At 41.3% G+C, this 20,610-nt stretch carries 18 protein-coding genes; 17 read left to right on the top strand and 1 reads right to left on the bottom strand.

Annotated features, from left to right (window positions below):
- Positions 1-42 precede the first annotated feature (42 nt).
- The 17 genes from aroQ (at position 43) to tsf (ending at position 15,963) form a co-directional block, all read left to right on the top strand.
- Positions 43-483: a type II 3-dehydroquinate dehydratase gene (aroQ, locus tag BSEPE_RS07500; RefSeq protein WP_066045774.1), complete on the top strand. Its 441-nt coding sequence runs from the start codon at positions 43-45 to the stop codon at positions 481-483.
- 20 nt (positions 484-503) lie between these two features.
- On the top strand, positions 504-944 hold the full coding sequence (gene accB / locus BSEPE_RS07495; protein WP_066045771.1) for an acetyl-CoA carboxylase biotin carboxyl carrier protein: 441 nt from the start codon (positions 504-506) through the stop codon (positions 942-944).
- Positions 945-953: 9 nt separating this feature from the next.
- A complete protein-coding gene (gene accC / locus BSEPE_RS07490) occupies positions 954-2,303 on the top strand; it encodes an acetyl-CoA carboxylase biotin carboxylase subunit (RefSeq protein WP_066045768.1) in 1,350 nt (449 codons plus the stop codon).
- Complete coding sequence (gene argC, locus BSEPE_RS07485) at positions 2,303-3,334, top strand: N-acetyl-gamma-glutamyl-phosphate reductase (protein ID WP_066045765.1); 1,032 nt, start codon at positions 2,303-2,305, stop codon at positions 3,332-3,334. Before accC ends, argC begins: the two co-directional genes overlap by 1 nt.
- 12 nt (positions 3,335-3,346) lie before the next feature.
- The gene (erpA, locus tag BSEPE_RS07480) at positions 3,347-3,700 is read left to right on the top strand and encodes an iron-sulfur cluster insertion protein ErpA (RefSeq protein WP_066045762.1); all 354 of its coding nucleotides are present in this window, start codon (positions 3,347-3,349) and stop codon (positions 3,698-3,700) included.
- Positions 3,701-3,883: 183 nt separating this feature from the next.
- Positions 3,884-5,026: a Fic family protein gene (locus BSEPE_RS07475; RefSeq protein ID WP_066045759.1), complete on the top strand. Its 1,143-nt coding sequence runs from the start codon at positions 3,884-3,886 to the stop codon at positions 5,024-5,026.
- A gap of 82 nt (positions 5,027-5,108) precedes the next feature.
- On the top strand, positions 5,109-6,245 hold the full coding sequence (locus BSEPE_RS07470) for a citrate synthase (RefSeq protein WP_066045757.1): 1,137 nt from the start codon (positions 5,109-5,111) through the stop codon (positions 6,243-6,245).
- A gap of 2 nt (positions 6,246-6,247) precedes the next feature.
- Positions 6,248-6,988 (top strand): bifunctional demethylmenaquinone methyltransferase/2-methoxy-6-polyprenyl-1,4-benzoquinol methylase UbiE, encoded by a 741-nt coding sequence (gene ubiE, locus BSEPE_RS07465; RefSeq protein WP_066046200.1) that lies wholly within the window; start codon positions 6,248-6,250, stop codon positions 6,986-6,988.
- Positions 6,988-7,467, top strand: a complete 480-nt coding sequence (locus BSEPE_RS07460) for a ubiquinone biosynthesis accessory factor UbiJ (RefSeq protein WP_066045753.1) — start codon at positions 6,988-6,990, stop codon at positions 7,465-7,467. The genes ubiE and BSEPE_RS07460 overlap by 1 nt, the downstream gene beginning before the upstream one ends.
- Positions 7,467-9,080 carry a 2-polyprenylphenol 6-hydroxylase gene (gene ubiB, locus BSEPE_RS07455; protein ID WP_066045751.1) on the top strand — a complete coding sequence of 538 codons (1,614 nt, stop codon included), beginning with the start codon at positions 7,467-7,469 and terminating at the stop codon, positions 9,078-9,080. The genes BSEPE_RS07460 and ubiB overlap by 1 nt, the downstream gene beginning before the upstream one ends.
- Positions 9,081-9,207: 127 nt before the next feature.
- Positions 9,208-9,891: a 50S ribosomal protein L25/general stress protein Ctc gene (locus tag BSEPE_RS07450; protein WP_066045749.1), complete on the top strand. Its 684-nt coding sequence runs from the start codon at positions 9,208-9,210 to the stop codon at positions 9,889-9,891.
- Positions 9,892-9,905: 14 nt separating this feature from the next.
- Complete coding sequence (pth, locus tag BSEPE_RS07445; protein ID WP_066045746.1) at positions 9,906-10,481, top strand: aminoacyl-tRNA hydrolase; 576 nt, start codon at positions 9,906-9,908, stop codon at positions 10,479-10,481.
- Between the two features lie 4 nt (positions 10,482-10,485).
- The gene (gene ychF, locus BSEPE_RS07440; protein WP_066045743.1) at positions 10,486-11,577 is read left to right on the top strand and encodes a redox-regulated ATPase YchF; all 1,092 of its coding nucleotides are present in this window, start codon (positions 10,486-10,488) and stop codon (positions 11,575-11,577) included.
- Between the two features lie 21 nt (positions 11,578-11,598).
- Positions 11,599-13,140: a 2,3-bisphosphoglycerate-independent phosphoglycerate mutase gene (gene gpmI, locus BSEPE_RS07435; RefSeq protein ID WP_066045740.1), complete on the top strand. Its 1,542-nt coding sequence runs from the start codon at positions 11,599-11,601 to the stop codon at positions 13,138-13,140.
- Positions 13,141-13,149: 9 nt separating this feature from the next.
- On the top strand, positions 13,150-13,824 hold the full coding sequence (gene rpe, locus BSEPE_RS07430) for a ribulose-phosphate 3-epimerase (RefSeq protein ID WP_066045737.1): 675 nt from the start codon (positions 13,150-13,152) through the stop codon (positions 13,822-13,824).
- 267 nt (positions 13,825-14,091) lie between these two features.
- A complete protein-coding gene (gene rpsB / locus BSEPE_RS07425) occupies positions 14,092-15,051 on the top strand; it encodes a 30S ribosomal protein S2 (RefSeq protein ID WP_066045732.1) in 960 nt (319 codons plus the stop codon).
- A gap of 27 nt (positions 15,052-15,078) precedes the next feature.
- Positions 15,079-15,963 (top strand): translation elongation factor Ts, encoded by an 885-nt coding sequence (gene tsf, locus BSEPE_RS07415; protein ID WP_066045728.1) that lies wholly within the window; start codon positions 15,079-15,081, stop codon positions 15,961-15,963.
- 68 nt (positions 15,964-16,031) lie between these two features.
- Here tsf and gltB read toward each other — a convergent pair whose 3' ends face one another.
- Entirely contained in the window at positions 16,032-20,528 is a 4,497-nt protein-coding gene (gltB, locus tag BSEPE_RS07410; RefSeq protein ID WP_066045725.1) for a glutamate synthase large subunit, read from the bottom strand.
- Between the last annotated feature and the right edge of the window lie 82 nt (positions 20,529-20,610).

The raw sequence follows: 20,610 nt of genomic DNA, 5'->3' as shown, positions 1-20,610 counted from the left end.
TGGTAAAATTAGCGTTTGAATATATAACTGTTTTGATTGACGATGGACATCTTATTACTTAATGGACCTAACTTAAATATGCTCGGTGTGCGTGAGCCAGAGCAGTATGGTACGCAGACTTTGGACGATATTGTTAGTTGTGTCAGTGCATTGGCAACTGATGCAAACTTGTCGCTTGACCATTATCAAGATAATTCAGAGGTAGGGCTAATTGATAGGGTCCATGCCGCCAGTCAGGATGGTACAAAATATATCATTATTAACCCTGCAGCATTCACACACACATCGATTGCACTGCGTGATGCATTATCGGCAGTTGATATCGCATTTACAGAGGTGCATTTGTCGAATGTATATAAACGAGAAGAATTCCGTAAAAAATCTTATTTTTCAGACATTGCAGAAGGTGTCATTTCAGGCTTTGGCGCGCAAGGCTATGAATTCGCATTAGCGGTGGCAATTAAACACATTCAATCAAACTAAAATAAAGAAGAGGAAAAAAAATGGACATCCGTAAAGTAAAAAAACTCATGGAATTGTTAGAAGATTCTAACATGGCAGAAATAGAAATCACAGAGGGTAAGGAGTCAATTCGTATCTCACGATATGGTGATATGCCGATGGCAGCGCCTATGCAAATGGCAGCCCCTATTGCTGCTGCACCAGTTACACCTGCGGTATCTGTTGAAGCGGCTACACCTGCGATTGATGGGCATGCGATTACTTCGCCGATGGTGGGGACTTTTTATGGCGCAGCATCGCCGGCCTCTGATGTATTTGTAACTATGGGGCAGCATGTTAATCAAGGCGATACGATTTGCATTGTTGAGGCGATGAAAATTATGAACCAAATTGAAGCAGACCAGTCGGGCACGGTGACGGAAATCTTGTGTACTGATGGTGATGCGGTTGAGTTTGGTCAAACTTTGATTGTGATTCAATAGGATTGATGGATGGATAAGATTAATAAAGTTTTAATTGCTAATCGTGGCGAAATTGCGTTGCGTATTTTGCGTGCTTGTAAAGAATTAGGCATTAAAACCGTTGCCGTGTATTCTACGGCGGACAAAGATTTGAAGCATGTGCGTTTGGCAGATGAAGCGGTTTGTATTGGACCTCCCCCATCAACGGAGAGTTATTTGAATATCCCCGCCTTGATTGCAGCGGCGGAAGTGACGCATGCAGATGCGATTCATCCGGGCTATGGATTTTTGTCTGAGAGTGCAGATTTTGCGCAACGCGTTGAGGAAAGTGGTTTTATTTTTATCGGTCCGCGAGCGAGCAATATTCGAGTGATGGGTGATAAAGTGGCAGCGATTGAAGCCATGCAGAAATCTGGCGTACCTTGTGTGCCAGGGTCTGATGGCGGATTGGGCACTGATGAGCAAGAAAACATTAGGTTGGCGAATAAAATCGGTTTCCCGATTATTATCAAAGCATCTGGCGGTGGCGGTGGTCGTGGTATGCAAGTGGTGGAAAAAGAATCTGAATTACTGCCTTTGATTGAACTTGCAAAGAGCGAAGGTCAGAGTTTTTTCGGTAATCCAGAAGTGTATATGGAGAAATTTCTAACCACGCCTCGTCATGTTGAAATTCAAGTATTGGCAGATGAGCATGGTAATGCAGTACACCTTGGCGAACGAGATTGCTCAATGCAACGGCGTCATCAAAAGGTGGTGGAAGAAGCGCCTGCACCAGGTGTCAGCCCTGAATTGCGTAATCAAATTGGCAAAGTTTGTGCGGATGCGTGCAAGGCAATTAATTATCGCGGCGCAGGCACTTTTGAATTTTTGTTTGAGAATGATGAATTTTATTTTATTGAAATGAATACTCGTGTGCAAGTTGAGCATCCAGTAACGGAAATGATTACGGGGGTTGATATCGTGCGTGAGCAGATTTTGATTGCCGATGGTCAGCCGTTATCATTTACGCAGGATGATGTGCAGATTAAAGGTTTTTCTATTGAGTGCCGTATTAATGCCGAAGACCCAAATAACTTTATGCCATCGCCGGGTAAAATTACCCAATTTCATGCAGCAGGTGGACTGGGCGTGAGAGTTGACAGCCATATTTATAATGGCTACTGCGTACCGCCACATTATGATTCAATGATTGGCAAATTGATTACTTTTGCTGATACCCGCTTGGGCGCGATTATCAAAATGCAAAATGCACTCGATGAAATGGTGATTGATGGCATTAAGACCAACATCCCTTTACAAGCACGGATTATGGCAGATGAAACTTTCCGTAGGGGCGGGATGAACATTCATTATCTTGAAAAAATGTTGGGCGAGCACTAATGATTAAAGTAGGTATTATTGGTGGTACAGGCTATACGGGTGTTGAGTTGTTACGCTTGTTGCACACGCATCCAAAAGTGCAAGTGGCAGCAATCAGTTCGCGTTCGGAAGCAGGGCAGCGAGTGGATGAAATGTTCCCGTCTTTGGCAGGGCAGTCAGATTTGGTTTTTTCCTTGCCTGATGATGCGATTTTAGACACCTGCGATGTGATATTTTTTGCCACGCCGCATGGTGTGGCTATGGAAAATGCGGGTGCGTTTATTGAAAAAGGCATCAAGGTTATTGATTTAGGTGCAGATTTTCGTTTGAACGATAAAGATGAATATCAAAAATGGTATGGTTTAGAGCATACGCAAGAGACACTATTAGCGCAGGCAGTTTATGGCTTGAGTGAAATCAATCGCGAACAGATTAAGAATGCAAATTTGATTGCCAACCCAGGCTGCTATCCAACCGCTATTCAGTTGGCTTTAAAGCCATTGATTGCGCATAAATTGATTGATTTATCCGCTATTGTTGCTGATTGCAAATCGGGTGTAAGTGGTGCAGGTCGTGGGGCAAATCAGGCGACGCTTCTGTGTGAAGTGAGCGAGTCGTTTAAGGCTTACGGCGTGGGCGGACACCGTCATTATCCAGAAATTAAACAAGCGTTGGGGTTATTATCAGGAGAAAATATCGGGCTGACTTTTGTGCCACATTTGGTGCCAATGATTCGTGGGATGGAAGTAACTTTATATGTGGATTTATTGGACGCTGATGTTGATGTACAATCGGTGTTTGAACAATGTTATAAAAACGAACATTTTGTGACGGTATTGGGCGTTGGAAAAGTACCTGAAACTCGCAATGTAAAAGCCTCAAATTTCTGCCAAATCGGCGTGCAAAAAGCACCAGATGGGAATAAATTAGTGGTGATGTCGGTGATTGATAACTTGGTTAAGGGTGCATCGGGACAGGCAATTCAGAATATGAACATACTCTTTGGTATGGACGAAGATTTAGGTTTAGAGCAGATTGGCTTATTGCCTTAGTAGGAGAAAATTATGGAAGCAGTACAAACTTTAGAAGAGGCAGATATTATTTTTAGCGACAGTGCGGCTAAGAAAGTATCCGACTTGATTGTTGAAGAGAAAAATGACAACTTAAAATTGCGTGTTTACATTACTGGCGGCGGTTGTTCGGGATTTTCTTACGGCTTTACTTTTGACGATAAAAACAAAGAAGGTGACACAGGTGTTGAGAAAAACGGCGTGCAATTGGTCGTTGACCCGATGAGTTATCAATATTTAGTCGGTGCAACGGTTGATTATCTAGAAGATTTGCAAGGTGCCCGTTTTATCATTCACAACCCCAATGCCAAAACCACTTGTGGTTGCGGTTCATCTTTTTCGGTTTAAATAGATAAATAAAACGAGACTTAATCAGTTAAGACCTGTAAAAATTACTCAAAATAAAAAATAGCTTAAACAATAATATAAATATTTATATTATCTTTTATACTAATAAACAATAATATAAATATTTATATTATCTTTTAAAGGTATATAATATAAAACAGTTTATTATCTTTTTAGGTGTTTATGAATAATTTTATTGCAGGTTGTTTTAAAACGCAAAATAAAAACAAGGCGACAGAGTATCAATACTTTTTGCCTACTTTATTAAACCGTGCTTATGATTTAAATAATGCTAAATTATTAACCGTATTAGAACAGGCGACTAAAACACTGGGTGAGTTAAATACTTATGGCGAATTGATACCCGATATTGATTTTTTCATCAAAATGCATATTTTCTCTGAATCTGTGGCTTCTTCTAGAATAGAAGGCACGCAAACTAACATGCAAGAAGCTTTATTGCCTGAAGCCGATATTAAATTAGAAGTTAGGGATGATTGGGGTGAGGTGCACAATTATGTTAAAGCAATGAATGATGCGATTGATAATTTGAAGAGTATTCCAATTTCATTGCGATTATTAAAAACAACGCATCAGCAATTATTGAGTGGTGTGCGTGGTCAAAATAAACAACCTGGTGCGCTTAGGGTATCGCAAAATTGGATTGGCGGTGCTTCTATTAATTCAGCGCATTTTATTCCACCACATCATCAGCATTTAAATGTGTTGTTGTCTGATTGGGAGGACTTTTGGCATAATAATCATAGAATACCGATTTTAATAAAACTTGCATTATGTCATTATCAGTTTGAAACCATTCATCCATTTTTAGACGGTAATGGGCGAATTGGGCGACTTTTTATCACCCTGCAACTGATAGAGGCACAGTTTTTAAGTGTGCCTATTCTATATTTATCTAAATTTTTTGAGAAAAATCGCTCGGCTTATTACCAAGCCTTAGATAGGGTTCGTCAGAGTAATGATATTAATCAATGGTTAATATTTTTCTTGGAAGGTATTGTTGAGACTGCAAAACAATCTAAAGATACTTTGAAAAATATTTTAATTCTTAAGAAAGATTATGAAACTCGTATTATTGGCTTGGGCAGAAGGGCAAAAATAGCCAAAATAACGCTAGATTTTTTATATACTGACCCAGTTATTAATGTTGGACAGGTGCAGAACCTTTCAGGTTTAGGCTATGCAGCAAGCAATAATTTGGTAAAGGATTTGGTTGGGTTACAAATTTTAAAAGAAATAACGGGGCAAAGTAGAAACCGCTTATTTGTGATGGGCGGCTATTTATCTTTATTTGAAAGGGAGTAAACCCAGTAATCTTGACATTAAAAAAACTGTTACCAAAGCGTAAAAATGCGTAAAATTTTTAGTTTTGTAGTAGTAGTTGATTATGATTGAATATATCCCAGGTTTGGCAGGCGTTCCAGCGACAGAATCGGCAATTTCATCGATTGATGGCAAGAACGGTATTTTGGCATATCGTGGGTATTCGATTGAGGATTTAGTGAAGTACTCCTCGTTTGAGGAAGTAGCAATGCTGCTTAGAGATGGCGAGTTGCCAACGGCAGAGGCTTTGGCAGATTTTAATAAAGTATTGCACGAGCGTTATGAAGTGAAGCGCGATATTCGCCTTATGATGTGGGCGTTGCCGACAAATGGACACCCGATGGATGTGTTGCAGACGGCGATTGCGTCAATGGCAACTTTTTATCCTGATGCGGGTGCAGAGGACCCAGATTCGGCTTATACGCAGAGTGCATTGACGAAAATTATTGCCAATATGAGTACTTTGGTGGCAATGTGGGCGCGTATTTCGACGGGATATGATCCAATTCCACCGAGCAAGGAAATGTCGTATGCGAAGAATTTTTTATATATGTCGTTCGGTGAGGAGCCAGATGAGGATATTGTCAAATTGTTTGATGCCTGCCTGATTTTGCACGCTGAACATACGATTAATGCTAGCACTTTTTCGGCAATGGTTACGGCCTCTACGCTGGCTAATCCATTTGCATCGGTATCAGCAGCAGTGGGGACTTTGGCGGGTTCGTTACATGGCGGCGCGAACGAAGATGTGTTGAATATGTTGGATGAGATTGGTGATGCGAAGAATGCACGGGCTTATATTGAAAATCGCTTGAAAAATAAGCAAGTTATTTGGGGAATGGGGCATAGAGAGTATAGCGTTAAGGACCCACGAGCGACGATTTTGCAGGAGATGATGCGCTCGTATGTGAGTAAAACTAATATGGTGCTCTCAAAGCGTTTTGAAACAGCGTTGGAAGTTGAGCGAGTGTGTGAAGAATTGTTAAGTGTTAAGGGTGTTTTTCCAAATGTAGACTTTTATTCGGGTATTTTGTACACCGAAATTTTTAAGATTCCAAGGAAGTATTTCACCCCGATTTTTGCCATGGCGCGCTCTGCAGGTTGGGCAGCGCATTGGCATGAGCAAGTGGCACATAACCGAATTTTCAGACCGACACAGATTTATACGGGTGCGGATTTTAGAGATTATCCGAGTAAATAATGATGCAAGAAACAACACATTTTGGCTTTAAAGATGTTGCTACCACAGAGAAGCAAAGTATGGTGCGCAGTGTTTTTGATTCTGTTGCCAGTAAATATGACTTGATGAATGATGTGTTATCGTTTGGTGCACACCGTTTATGGAAGCACTATACAATCAGTGCGTCGAATGTTCAAGCAGGTGATAAAGTATTAGACATTGCAGGTGGCACGGGCGATTTAGCGCGGGCGTTTGCGATGAAAGTCGGTGATACAGGGCAAGTTATTTTGTCGGATATTAATGCAGCAATGTTGAGCGAAGGGCGTAAAAATCTGATTAACAAAGGCACATCGGGCGTTGAGTTTGTGCAACTCAGTGGCGAGCATATTCCTTTTGTAGATGATTCGTTTGATTGCGTATCGATTGCTTTTGGCTTGCGAAATGTGACGGATAAAGATCAGTGCATCAGAGAAATGCATCGTGTTTTGAAACCAGGCGGTTGTATGCTAATTTTGGAATTTTCAAAAACAGATATCGCTTTATTAGAAAAATTCTATGATTTCTATTCCTTTAATATAATGCCACAGTTGGGAAAAATTATTGCTAATGATGAGGAGTCATATCAATATCTTGCTGAGTCTATCCGCAAGCACCCCGACCAAGAAACTTTGAAAAAAATGGTGTTAGATGCAGGCTTTGGTTTGTGCGAATATCACAATTTATCGGGTGGTATTGTCGCTTTACATAAAGGCATCAAAAAGTAATGCAAGCCGTTATTTTAGAACGTGCGTTAAACTTTTTATTACAGACGCACCCAATTGATATACAGCCATTAGATGGCAAAACGGTGCATTTTTGTTTGCAAGATTTTCCGCTGGAAGTTAATTTTATTTGTACCAATAATCGTATTTTTGTTACGACGGATACCAGTACAACTGCTGATGTGAATGTCAAACTGCAAGCCAGTGTATTTTTAGCCTTGTTTCAGGGTGAAGACTTGACCGAATTATTGAGACAAGACAAAATCGTCATTCATGGCGATGTAAAAACAGCGCAACTATTGGTAGATTTATTGCAACAGGTGGATATTGATTTGGAAGAATTATTGTCTAAATATACGGGTGATATTATTGCCCATCAAGTGGGCGAATTGGCGCGCAAATTCAAATCATTAGACAATCCGATTACTTCTATCAAGGACGGCGTTACCAACTTTTTAATTGCACCATCAAAACATTTATAATGCGTAATTTAGTCAGATTTATTAATATTTTTCGTGTGTTAACGCGTTATAAAATTGATGCGTTGATATTGACATTGCCGTTTTTACAGCGGTTTAAATGGATGGTGTATTTAACGCCATGGCATTACATTCCGAGAAAAAATCTAAGCAGAGGCGAGCGAATTCGCAAGGCATTGGAGGAATTGGGGCCTATTTTTATTAAATTTGGACAAACTTTGTCAACTCGTCGTGATTTATTGCCTGCCGATATTGGTGACGAATTGGCGAAGTTGCAAGATGCATGCCCTGCATTTGATAATGCACAGTCCAAGGCCATGATTGAAGCATCGTTGGGCGATACGGTTGAGAAACTATTCAAGCAATTTGATGTTGAGCCGCTTGCCAGTGCGTCAATTGCACAGGTGCATACGGCAGTGACGCACGAAGGCGACGAGGTGGCGGTTAAAATTGTCAGACCGGGGATAGAGGCGATTATTAAACGCGATATTGCGTTGATGTATATTGTGGCAAAATTTGTCAGTCGTTATGCCATCAGTCAAAAAATTCGCCCACTTGAAATTGTGGCGGAGTTTGAAAGCATTATCTTGGTAGAATTAGATATGCTTATTGAAGCGCAGAATGCGAAGAAATTGCGAGATAATTTTGCCGGTTCGGATTTGCTGTATGTGCCTAAGGTGCATTGGGATTTGTGCAGCAAGGAAGTGTTGACGACCGAGCGTATTTACGGCACTCCAGTGGGCGATATTGAAAAACTCAAAGCGGACGGCGTTGATTTGAAAAAATTGGCAGAAGATGGGGTTATTATTTTCTTCACGCAAGCCTTCAAACACAACTTTTTTCACGCTGATATGCATCCAGGCAATATTTTTGTGGGGAAAAACGACAATTATATTGGTGTTGATTTCGGTATTATGGGCGTATTAGATGAGTCGGATAAGGACTTTTTGGTGGATATGTTATTGGCATTTTTTAACCAAGATTATCGCGGTGTTGCCAATGCCTATATTGATGCGGGGTGGACGGGTGAGATTGATGTGCTGGCGTTTGAAAAAGCGATTGGCAGGATTTGCGCCCCGATGTTCGAAAAATCATTGGATGAAATTTCTTTCGGACAAGTGCTGATGGATTTGATGGCAGAGGCAAAGAACTTTAATATTGCCGTACAACCACAACTGTTATTATTAGACAAAACCCTATTAAATATCGAAGGGCTGGGCAGGCAACTTTACCCACAATTGGATTTGTGGTCAACGGCAAAACCCTTTTTAGAAGACTTAGTAAAAGAGAGGTACAGTATGAAAAAGACCTTTGAAAAACTGCAAGAAAAAGCACCAGAAATCCTCAAAGATATTCCTGAATTGCCAGGATTAATAATGAATGCGCTCAAACAGGCTGAGAAAATGAAAGACATTAATGGTCTTTATGAAAAGCAAACGCAGGTGATTGTCACACAGTTAAAAGACAATGCCAGCCGTCAAACTTCGGCAACTTTTTCGGGGGCATTGGCAATTCTTTCAGGCGTTTTAGCCATCAATGATTTATGGATTGCCAGTGGAATTTCTGCTATGGTTGCTTTGATGTTCTGGATTAAGTCTAGAAAGACTTTTACATAAATACGAATAATCATCAAAACACCATATTTTCAGGTAAAATTATCCGCTTGATGTGTTTGGTCGCAAAACATATCATAATAATGACACCCATTAATCGGGTGTTTTTTTATTTTTTGGAGAAAACAAAATGAGTATTAAAATTAACGCTACGATACGCGAAGACCAGGGGAAAGGTGCGAGCCGCCGCCTGCGTCACAATGAACAAATCCCTGCTATTATTTATGGCGCAGGCAAAGCCCCAAGTTTGGTTACATTGGGTTTACACGCAATGACACACCTCTTAGAGGATGAAGAGGTTTATACTTCAGTGTTAGATTTGTCGGTTGACGATAAAGTAGAGCCAGTCATTATTAAAGACTTGCAACGCCACCCAGCAAAAAACTTGATTACCCATGTAGATTTTTTGCGTGTTGACATGAAAAAGGAAATTGTTACTAACATTCCATTGCACTTCATTGGCGAGGATGACAATGCTGCAATGCGTCTTGGTGCGATTCTTAATCAGTTTGTTACCGCAATTGAAGTTTCTTGCCTACCGGCAAATTTACCGAATGCTATCGAAGTTGACATTAGCAACTTAAAAATGGGCGAACACATCAGTTTGACAGGCATTAATATGCCAGAAGGCGTTATTATTACCGCGTTGACACATGGTGATATTGAAACATACGATCAAAATGTGGTTGCGGTTCAAGAGCCGAAGTTAATGACTGAAGAGGCGGCAGTTGAAGCAACTGAAGTTGAAGGCGAAGAAGGCGCTGAAGCCGAAGACACCAAAGCTGATGAAGCTAAAGGCGATTCAGACGCTTAATTTGATTAAGCGTTGTGACGATTAAGTTGATTGTTGGTCTGGGAAATCCAGGCAAAGATTATCGGTCACATCGTCATAATGTCGGTTTTTGGTTTTGTGATACGCTTGCACAGTTGTATTCCGGTACTTTTAAGAAAGAATCCAAGTTCTTTGGTGATGTGACGCAAGTTAATATTGCTGGAACAATGGTTCGGCTGTTAAAGCCAAGTACCTATATGAATGCATCGGGTAAGTCGATTCAAAGTATTGCAAAATTTTATCAAATAGCAGTTGAAGAATTACTAGTCGTACATGACGAACTGGATTTAGACCCTGGTATTGCCAGGCTGAAATCGGGCGGCGGTCATGGTGGCCATAATGGGCTTCGTGATACGATTAAAGCATTGGATAGTAAAGAATTTTATCGCCTACGAATTGGCATCGGTCACCCAGGTGATAAGTCCCAGGTGGCTGATTTCGTTTTACATGCGCCAAAAAAATCAGAGATTGAATCAATTCAAAATGCCATGACTGACGCACTGCAAGTGCTGGAACAAATCGTCAAAGGTGAGACCGAATCTGCGATGCAAACATTACACACACAAGGATAACAACATGGGATTTAAATGCGGTATTGTGGGCTTGCCCAATATAGGAAAATCAACTTTATTTAACGCACTGACTCAGGCAGGTATTGAATCGGCAAACTATCCATTCTGCACTATTGAGCCTAATGTTGGTATCGTTCCGATGAACGACAAACGCTTAGAACAATTAGCAGAAATCGTCAATCCTGAAAAAATCTTGCCAACCACAATGGAGTTTGTGGACATTGCAGGCTTAGTTGAGGGCGCATCAAAAGGCGAAGGGCTGGGCAATCAGTTCTTGACCAATATTCGAGAAACCGATGCAATTGTGCATGTGGTTCGTGCTTTTGATAATGATGATATTATCCATGTTGCAGGCAAAATTTCCCCACTTGATGATATTGAAATTATTAACACAGAATTGGTCTTAGCCGATTTAGCTGCGGTTGAAAAACTCTATCAAAAGGCAGTTAAGAATACCAAATCTGGTCAAAAGGACGGCATTCCCTTGAAAATGTTATTAGAGAAAATTTTGCCAGCACTTGAAAACGGTGACAGTGTCCGTAGTTTAGATTTTGACGAGGAAGAAATCAAGTTATTGAAAGGCTTTCAATTATTAACTATTAAACCCGTTCTGTATATGGCAAATGTGAGCGAAGATGGATTAAATGGTAACACCTATGTTGACGATATTAAGAAGTTTGCAGATGCAGAAGGCGCAGAAGTTGTGGCAATTTGTGCAGATGTAGAGGCGGAAATTACAGAATTAGATGACGAAGAAAAACAAGCGTTTTTATCTGAAATGGGACAAGACGAATCAGGCTTAGATCGCCTGATTAAAGCGGGTTATAAATTATTAGGTTTACAGACTTATTTTACCGCAGGTGTAAAAGAAGTGCGAGCATGGACAATTAGTATCGGCGACAGTGCGCCACAAGCTGCGGGCAAAATTCACGGCGATTTTGAAAAAGGTTTTATTCGGGCTGAAACCATCGCTTTTGATGATTTTATTGAATGCAAAGGTGAAAAAGGTGCGAAAGAAGCGGGTAAATTGCGTTCAGAGGGTAAGGAATACATTGTGCAAGACGGTGATGTCATTCACTTTTTATTTAATGTCTAAATTTGATATAATTCGCATACGATGAGCACCAAAAAACAAACCAAAGTATTGATTATCTTAGACGGCTGGGGGCATTCAGAAGTCGTGGAAAATAACGCCATTGCTATGGCAAATACGCCGGTGTGGGATCGGTTTAATGAGCAGTTTGCACACACTTTAATCAGCACCAGTGGCGTGAAAGTTGGCCTGCCTGGTGAACAAATGGGTAACTCAGAAGTTGGGCATTTGAATCTTGGTGCAGGACGGGTGGTTAAGCAAGATTTTACTCGCATTAGTGTTGATATCGAAAATGGAGATTTTTTTAGAAATCCAATCCTAAAAAACGCATTAGAATACGCCAACGATAACAATAAAGCCGTGCATATTATGGGCTTATTATCTGATGGCGGCGTGCATTCGCATGAGGAGCAACTGCATGCGATGTTAGAAATGACCAAAAAATATGCGTGCAAAGAAGTGTATCTACATATTTTTGCTGATGGTAGAGACTGTGTACAAAAGAGTGCCAAACAATATATTCAAAAATTAGAAGATAAAATTACCGAATTTGGTGTGGGTGAAATCGTCAGTATTATCGGTCGATATTTTTCTTTAGATCGGGACAATCGTTGGGCACGCATTCGTTGTGCTTATGAATTAATTGCCAAAGGCAAAGGAAAATATTTAGCACAAACAGCCAGCGAAGCCATTGATATGGCTTATGAGCGAGGCGAAACTGATGAGTTTATCGAATCAACGGTTATCAAAGCGCCAACAAAAATTAACAAAGGCGATGTGATGATTTTTATGAATTATCGTGCTGATCGTGCTAGGCAAATTACCCAAGCCTTTACCGATGAAAATTTCCAAGGATTTTCCCGTGGTACTTTCGTGCCAACACAGTTTATTTGTTTGACGGAATACAAAAAAGATTTCAATTTACCGGTGGCATATCCGAGTGCAAAACTCAATAATGTTTTGGGTAAATATTTATCTAACTTAGGTATGACACAGTTGAGAATTGCCGAAACTGAAAAATACGCACATGTGACTTTTTTCTTAAATGGCGGTATTGAACGCCCATTTTACGGTGAAGACCGTGTGTTAATCCCATCGCCAGATGTTGCTACTTACGACCTTAAGCCAGAAATGAGCGCGTTTGAACTAACCGACGAATTGGCCGAAAATATTGAGAGTCAAAAATACGATTTAATCATTTGTAACTTTGCCAACACCGATATGGTTGGTCACTCAGGAAAATTAGACGCTACTATTAAGGCAGTTGAAGCGGTAGATACTTGCTTGGGCATTGTTTATCAAGCATTGCGTTCGATTGATGGAGAAATGTTAATCACTGCCGACCACGGTAACGCTGAACAAATGGTTAACCCGAAAACTGGCGAAGTCCATACTGCACACACTAGCAATCCAGTCCCACTGGTTTTTGTGAGTGAACGCACCGTAGAAATTGCCGAACCTGGCGAAGGTGCCTTGTCTGATATTGCCCCAACACTGTTATTAATGATGGATGTTGAGCAGCCTGAAGAAATGACTGGCACCTCTTTAATCACTTTTAAAAAATAGGAGAAAACTATGAAACAATCTAATTTTATTGCCCCCTCTATCCTTGCAGCAGACTTCGCAAAACTTGGTGAAGAAGTTGACAATGTTTTACGCGATGGTGCAGATATCGTGCATTTTGATGTGATGGATAATCACTATGTGCCTAATTTAACCATTGGTCCATTGGTCTGTGAAGCGTTGAGAAATCACGGCGTGACTGCGCCGATTGATGTGCATTTAATGGTCAAGCCGGTGGATAGAATCATCCCGGATTTTATTGCCGCTGGTGCCTCTTATATTACTTTTCATCCAGAAGCGTCAGAGCATATCGACAGAACTTTAGGTATGATTAAAGAGAGCGGTTGCAAGGCAGGTTTGGTATTCAATCCAGCGACACCACTACATGTTTTAGAAAATGTGATGGACAAATTAGATATGATTCTATTGATGTCAGTTAACCCTGGTTTCGGCGGTCAGTCTTTCATTCCACACACTTTAGAAAAATGTCGTCAAGTGCGTCAATTGATTGATGCTAGTGGCAAAGACATTCGTTTAGAAATCGACGGCGGTGTTAAAATTGATAACATTCGCGAGGTGGCAGAAGCAGGTGCTGATACTTTCGTTGCAGGTTCTGCAATTTTCAGTACAGAAGATTACAAAGCAACAATCGACGCAATGCGTGCGCAGTTGGCTTTAGCGAAATAGTCGTTATACTCACTTGCTGTTAAGGCGGTAAGTGGGTATAATTACGCCTTTGTGATTTTACTGCTTTCGAGTGGAAAAAATCATAAGTTGAATTGGGCGTCATCTTGACGCCCAATTTATTTTTTTAGTGGGATTTTTTAAAAGGTCTCACAATGTATCACACAACTTGGCATGGCAGTCAGGGTGCTCTTTGAGAAAGAAGGGTTGGCTGCTAGAAGTTGTGGAAGGAAGGGAAATGATTCCCTTCGTAACCCCTGGAGAAATATTATGGCAAAAGCGTCCATGAAAAAAATGTTAGAAGCCGGTGTTCATTTTGGTCACCGTAGTAGATTTTGGCACCCGAAAATGGAGCGCTATATCTATGGCACTCGTAATGGTGTTCATATCATCAACTTAGAAAAAACCCTGCCAATGTTTAATGATGTGCTTAATTTCGCATCAAAAACAGCGGCACAAGGTGGTTCAATTTTATTCGTTGGCACCAAGCGTGCAGCAAGCAATATCATGAAAGAAGAGGCAATCCGTTGTGGTATGCCTTATGTTAATCACCGTTGGTTAGGTGGCATGATGACAAACTACAAAACTATCAAGGCTTCAATTAAGCGTTTGAAAGATTTAGAATTTTTAGCAGAAGAAAGTTTTGCCCAGTTTGGCAAGAAAGAAGCGTTAATGATGACACGCGAAATGGAAAAACTAGAGCGAAGTTTGGGTGGTATTAAAGACCTAGGTGGCATCCCTGATGTGGTATTTGTTATTGATATCGGTCATGAAAAGAATGCTATTAAAGAAGCGCAAAAATTAAGTTTACCTGTTATCGGTATCGTTGATACAAATCACAATCCTGAAGGTATCGACTATGTGGTCCCAGGTAATGACGATTCAATCAGAGCCATCGGTTTCTACGCAAGAGAAATTGCCAACGCGGTTTTAGAAGCAAAAGCATCAATGCCCGCTCAAAGAACAGAAAAGAAAACTGTTAAGAAAGTAGTGAAAGTTGCAGAAGTTAAAGCGGAAAAGCCAGTAAAAGAAGAAAAGCCGACAAAAGAAGTGAAAGCAACGCCTACTGAAAAAGCACCTATCAAAGAAGAAGTGAAAACTGAAAAGTTAAGTCAGACGGATCTGGCAGCAATGAAAAAAGCAGACTTAGCTGACTATGCAGAAAAAGCAGGTGTCAAGGTTAATGCTAGCGATACTAAGTCGGCAATGATTGAAAAAATTCTTGCGTAAAGCAAGCACATAAATTAGGAGATTATTATGGCTATTACAGCAGCAATGGTTAAAGAACTAAGAGAAAGAACTGCCGCAGGTATGATGGATTGCAAAAAGGCATTAAGTGAAACGAACGGTGATATGGAGGCGGCAATCGATTTGATGCGTACTTCTGGTGCAGTAAAGGCGGCTAAGAAATCTGGTCGTATCGCAGCCGAAGGTTTGGTGAAAGTTAATATGAGTGACGATGGTAAAACAGCGACTATCTTGGAAGTTAACTCTGAAACAGACTTTGTTACTAAGGGTGAAACCTTTATTAATTTTGTTGATGATTTAGGTGCATTGGCACTTAAAACAACACCTGCTGACATTGATGAATTTTTGAATGAAAGCATGGAAAACGGTGATTCGTTAGAAAAAGCGCGCGAAGATATTGTTGCAAGCACAGGTGAAAATGTTGCGATTCGTCGTGTACAGACTTTGACTGTAGGTGCTAATGGTGTTATCGGTGCTTACAAGCACGGCGATCGTATTGCAGTATTGACTGTCTTAGAGGGCGGCGATCAGCAATTGGCAAAAGATGTTGCTATGCACATCGCTGCCTCTAAGCCTGAATGTATTTCTGAATCAGACTTGTCCGCCGATCTTTTAGAAAGAGAAAAAGCAATTTTCGTCGAGCAAGCCAGAGAATCTGGCAAGCCAGAAGAAATCATTGAAAAAATGATTGTTGGTCGTATGAAAAAATTCGTTAACGAAGTTACTCTTGAGGGTCAAGCATTTGTTAAGGACCCAGAAACAACCGTGGCTGCACTTCTTAAATCAAACAATGCAAACATCAAATCATTCGTTCGTTTCGAAGTCGGAGAAGGCATAGAAAAGAAAGAAGAAAATTTTGCTGATGAAGTTATGGCGCAAGTTAAAGGTGAGTAATTAAATTATTCATCCAATAAAAAAAAGGCACCGTTGAGGTGCCTTTTTTTTATTGCCTATTGAAAAAACTACCTGTTTTCAAGGGCTAACTTATATTCTGTTGGAATAACTAGAACGAAGTCAGTTAAGGCATTTGTCCAATCATCTAAAATGCGTTTTGCTACTTGTGAGCCAGTGAGACTGTAGTGGTTTTGGATGTAGTGTTTTAATTCACTTTCGTAATCGCTATTAAATGGGTCTAGGTCAACCATAGCACCTGTTGAAAGCATGCTTTCAAAGGTTTTGTTTGGATTGTAGACGAAAGCAATACCGCCAGACATGCCTGCGGCAAAATTACGACCAACTTCGCCAAGGACGATGACCTTGCCACCCGTCATATATTCGCAACCATGGTCACCGATACCTTCTACAACAGCATTGACGCCTGAGTTACGCACACAGAAGCGTTCGGAGACGCAGCCTGATAAGTATAACTCGCCACCTGTTGCGCCGTAGCCGCAGACATTGCCAGCAATGACTTCGTCTTCAGCGTTGAAAGTTGAATTCTTTGGCGGATAAACGATAATGCGACCACCTGATAGACCTTTACCAACATAGTCGTTGGCATCGCCTTCAACTTCAAGAGTAATACCTTGCGCCAAGAAGGCACCGAGTGATTGACCTGCAGAGCCAGAGAATTTAATGTGGATTGAGCCAGCACCTAGGTTATTGCTACCACGAGTTTTGACCACGCTTGAAGACAGCATTGCACCGACAGCACGGTCAATATTGGTGATTTTAGACTCAAATTTAACTTTTTCATTGCCTTCAATTGCAGGTTTTGACTTTGCAATTAGTATGTTGTCTAATTGTAATTCTAACTGGTGGTCTTGGGTTTGAGTTTGGTAAGTGCCTGCGTTGGCGTGTGGTTTTTCTGCGGTGGTTAGTAGCGCGTCAAGATTAATGGCGCTTTGCTTCCAATGCTCAATCGCTTGATTCATCTCTAGCATATCCACGCGACCAATCATCTCATTAACGGTTTTGAAGCCTAACTCAGCCATAATCAAGCGCAATTCTTGTGCGACCATAAATAGGTAATTCACAACATATTCAGGCTTGCCAGCGAATTTTTTACGCAACGCTTTGTCCTGCGTGGCAATGCCGACTGGGCAAGTGTTGAGGTGGCATTTACGCATCATAATACACCCCATGGTGATAAGCGGGGCAGTTGAGAAGCCAAATTCTTCAGCGCCTAATAAAATACCGATTGCCACATCGCGACCTGTTTTTAGTTGTCCGTCCGTCTGGATAACCACGCGTGAACGCAAGTCATTCATTACTAAGGTCTGATGCGTTTCTGCCAAGCCAAGTTCCCAAGGCAAGCCTGCATGTTTGATAGAAGTGAGTGGCGATGCACCTGTGCCACCGTCGTGTCCAGCGATAACGATGTGGTCTGATTTTGCTTTGGTTACACCTGCGGCAATCGTGCCGACACCAACTTCTGCGACCAATTTCACACTGATTCGTGCGTCAGGGTTTGAGCGTTTTAGGTCGAAAATTAATTGCGATAAGTCTTCGATAGAATAAATATCGTGATGTGGTGGTGGTGAAATCAAGCCAACGCCTGGGGTTGAATGACGGATTTTAGCGATGCCTTCATCAACTTTAGTGCCTGGCAATTCTCCGCCTTCACCTGGCTTCGCACCTTGTGAGACTTTGATTTGGATTTCATCCGCATTGTTCAAATAGTCGATGGTGACACCAAAGCGACCTGACGCTACTTGTTTAATTGCACTTCTGCGTGAGTCGTCATTGGCGTCAGGCGTCCATCGTTTACTGTCCTCACCGCCTTCACCTGTGTTGGATTTACCCCCCAAACGGTTCATTGCGATTGCTAAAGATTCGTGCGATTCAGCAGAAATTGAACCAAAACTCATTGCGCCTGTGGCAAAGCGTTTAACAATTTCTTGACAAGGTTCAACCTCGTTAATGTTGATTGGACTGCCTTTTTTGAAGGACATTAAGCCGCGCAAAGTTGAGTTGCGTGTGCCTTCTTCGTTCGCATGTTTGGCAAACTTCCAATAGGCAGATTCATCGTTGTTGCGCGCTGCTACTTGTAGATTAGAAATCGCTTCTGGATCCCACATGTGTTTTTCGCCACCGCTACGCCAATGGTATTGACCTAAGTTGTCCAAGGTCTCACTGGTGTAAGCACTTTGATGGCGAGTCTCTGTTTCGTCTTGCAAAATGTCAAAACCAACACCGTCAATGCGAGATGCGGTACCGAAGAAACATTTTTCCATAATTTCTTGTGCCAAACCAACGGCTTCAAAAATTTGGGCACCTTTGTAAGATTCTAAAGTAGAAATACCCATCTTCGCCATCACTTTCAACATCCCTTTGCCTACGCCCTTGCGATAAGCGGCGACTATGGCTTCATCACTGTCAATATCAGTGAGTTTGTCACGACGCGCTTGCCATAATGCTTCAAAAGCTAAATATGGGTTAATTGCATCGGCGCCAAAACCAGTCATTAGACAGAAATGATGGACTTCACGCGCCTCACCCGTCTCTACGATGATGCCGACCTGAGTTCGCTCAGAAGTAGCAACAAGGTAGCGGTGTAGAGCGCTTGATGCCAATAAACTGGAGACTGCAATACGATTTTCATCGATTGTACGGTCTGACAAGATAATCAAACTATGACCGTCTTTAATCGCTTGAGAGCCTTGCTGGCAAATCTCGTCAAGTAATTCGGTAATCTTCTTGTTTGAACCTTTCTTATAAGTAATATCAATGGTTTTTGAAGTCCAACCACGATGATTACAATGCCTAAGTGCTGCGGTTTCTTCATTCGTCAAAATCGGGTGGTCAATGACTAGGCGGTGTGCATTTTCGGCTTTATCATTCAAAAGGTTGCCTTCTGGGCCGATAGAACAACGCAATGACATTACGATTTCTTCGCGGATAGAATCAATCGCCGGGTTTGTCACCTGTGCAAATAATTGCTTGAAATAATCATAAATAAGTCGCGACTGACTTGATAAACACGCCAACGCCGAGTCATTGCCCATCGAGCCAACTGGATCACGCAATTCCGTTACTAACGGCAATAACATAAACCGCATTGTTTCTGTACTATAGCCAAATGCCTGCAAACGATGAATCAAAGTTTTAGGGTAAAAACCGTGCGCCTCTTCCTCGCAATGTAATTCCGATAGGTGGATTTGTTGTTCTTTTAGCCATTGCTTATAAGGATTTTTCTTAGCAAAATCAGACTTAATACTTTCATCGTCCAACAACTCGCCTTTGTCAAAATCGACTAAGAACATCTTGCCTGGACGCAGTCTACCCTTGGCTTTTACATTATCTGTTGCCACATCGACCACGCCAACTTCACTCGCCATAATCACGCGTTCGTCGTGGGTAATATAGTAGCGAGATGGACGCAAGCCGTTGCGGTCAAGTACAGCACCGATATAATGACCATCAGTAAAGGCAATCGACGCAGGACCGTCCCACGGTTCCATTACATTTGACAAATACTCATAAAATGCTTTCTTTTCGTCACTCATATTGGTATCATTTTGCCACGCTTCTGGCACCATCATTAATATGGCCTCTTGCAAAGTGCGACCGTTCATCATTAAAAATTCCAGCACATTATCAAAACTGCCAGAGTCTGAAACTTCGCTCTCAATCACTGGCAATGTCTTTGCCAAATTATCTTTAAATAACACACTTTCTAGCGCACCTTCTCTGGCGTGCATCCAATTAAAATTACCCTGTCGTGTGTTAATTTCACCATTATGTGACATATAGCGACATGGTTGCGCCCTGTCCCACGACGGGAAAGTGTTGGTTGAAAAACGCGAATGCACCATTGCCAAATAAGTCTCAAATTCAGGGTTAGACAAGTCACTATAAAAGTCCAAAACTTGTGACCCCATCAACATTCCTTTGTAAATAATCACACTGGTTGATAAACTACAAATATAAAACAACAGCGCCTGCGATAACGATTTATCCGTTCTAATCTGATTAGAAACATGCTTTCTAATTACAAACAACGCACGCTCAAACGCAGGTGTGTCAATGCCTTCTGCCTTGCCAACAATCAATTGCTTAATTATTGGCTGAGACTCTCTGGCAATTTTACCAACATCCGCTTTGTCCACATCAATCGGTGTGTCTCTCCAACCAATCAGCATCTGCCCCTCATCAGTAACTGCCTTTTCCAATGCTTTCATGCACAATTCACGCTGCACGGCATCCTGCGGTAAGAACACATTACCCACTGCATATTTACCCTGAGTCATTGTTACAGCAAATAAAGATTTAATCTCTTTAATGAAAAAATTATGTGGAATATCTGTCAGAATTCCCGCACCGTCACCCGTATTTACCTCACAACCGCAACCACCACGATGGTCCATACGCGCCAACATTTCCAAAGCATCTGCCGTAATTGAATGCGATGGTTTGCCTTTGATGTGGGCAATAAAGCCGACACCGCAGTTCTCTTTCTCGTTGTTTGGGTTGTATAAACCGTGTGCTTTTGGTAAGTGTAATAAAGGCGCTTTCATTGTTAGATATTAATCAAAAAAATGTCTCAATTATAATGTGAAATCAGCCTCTTTATTAGCATTTAGCACGAAGATTCGGGTA

The organism is endosymbiont of Bathymodiolus septemdierum str. Myojin knoll, assembly GCF_001547755.1.
GTDB lineage: Bacteria > Pseudomonadota > Gammaproteobacteria > PS1 > Pseudothioglobaceae > Thiodubiliella.
Note: the sequence above shows the minus strand (reverse complement) of the source record. Positions and strands in the feature narration are given on the sequence as shown.

Excerpts from the sequence above, each read along its gene's own strand:
- accC (WP_066045768.1), top strand. The coding sequence starts at position 954 with ATGGATAAGATTAATAAAGTTTTAATTGCTAATCGTGGCGAAATTGCG.
- BSEPE_RS07460 (WP_066045753.1), top strand. The coding sequence starts at position 6,988 with ATGCAAGCCGTTATTTTAGAACGTGCGTTAAACTTTTTATTACAGACG.
- gltB (WP_066045725.1), bottom strand. The coding sequence starts at position 20,528 with ATGAAAGCGCCTTTATTACACTTACCAAAAGCACACGGTTTATACAAC.
- gpmI (WP_066045740.1), top strand. The coding sequence starts at position 11,599 with ATGAGCACCAAAAAACAAACCAAAGTATTGATTATCTTAGACGGCTGG.
- argC (WP_066045765.1), top strand. The coding sequence starts at position 2,303 with ATGATTAAAGTAGGTATTATTGGTGGTACAGGCTATACGGGTGTTGAG.
- ubiB (WP_066045751.1), top strand. The coding sequence starts at position 7,467 with ATGCGTAATTTAGTCAGATTTATTAATATTTTTCGTGTGTTAACGCGT.
- rpe (WP_066045737.1), top strand. The coding sequence starts at position 13,150 with ATGAAACAATCTAATTTTATTGCCCCCTCTATCCTTGCAGCAGACTTC.
- BSEPE_RS07470 (WP_066045757.1), top strand. The coding sequence starts at position 5,109 with ATGATTGAATATATCCCAGGTTTGGCAGGCGTTCCAGCGACAGAATCG.
- erpA (WP_066045762.1), top strand. The coding sequence starts at position 3,347 with ATGGAAGCAGTACAAACTTTAGAAGAGGCAGATATTATTTTTAGCGAC.
- rpsB (WP_066045732.1), top strand. The coding sequence starts at position 14,092 with ATGGCAAAAGCGTCCATGAAAAAAATGTTAGAAGCCGGTGTTCATTTT.
- tsf (WP_066045728.1), top strand. The coding sequence starts at position 15,079 with ATGGCTATTACAGCAGCAATGGTTAAAGAACTAAGAGAAAGAACTGCC.
- ubiE (WP_066046200.1), top strand. The coding sequence starts at position 6,248 with ATGCAAGAAACAACACATTTTGGCTTTAAAGATGTTGCTACCACAGAG.
- ychF (WP_066045743.1), top strand. The coding sequence starts at position 10,486 with ATGGGATTTAAATGCGGTATTGTGGGCTTGCCCAATATAGGAAAATCA.
- accB (WP_066045771.1), top strand. The coding sequence starts at position 504 with ATGGACATCCGTAAAGTAAAAAAACTCATGGAATTGTTAGAAGATTCT.
- aroQ (WP_066045774.1), top strand. The coding sequence starts at position 43 with ATGGACATCTTATTACTTAATGGACCTAACTTAAATATGCTCGGTGTG.
- BSEPE_RS07450 (WP_066045749.1), top strand. The coding sequence starts at position 9,208 with ATGAGTATTAAAATTAACGCTACGATACGCGAAGACCAGGGGAAAGGT.
- BSEPE_RS07475 (WP_066045759.1), top strand. The coding sequence starts at position 3,884 with ATGAATAATTTTATTGCAGGTTGTTTTAAAACGCAAAATAAAAACAAG.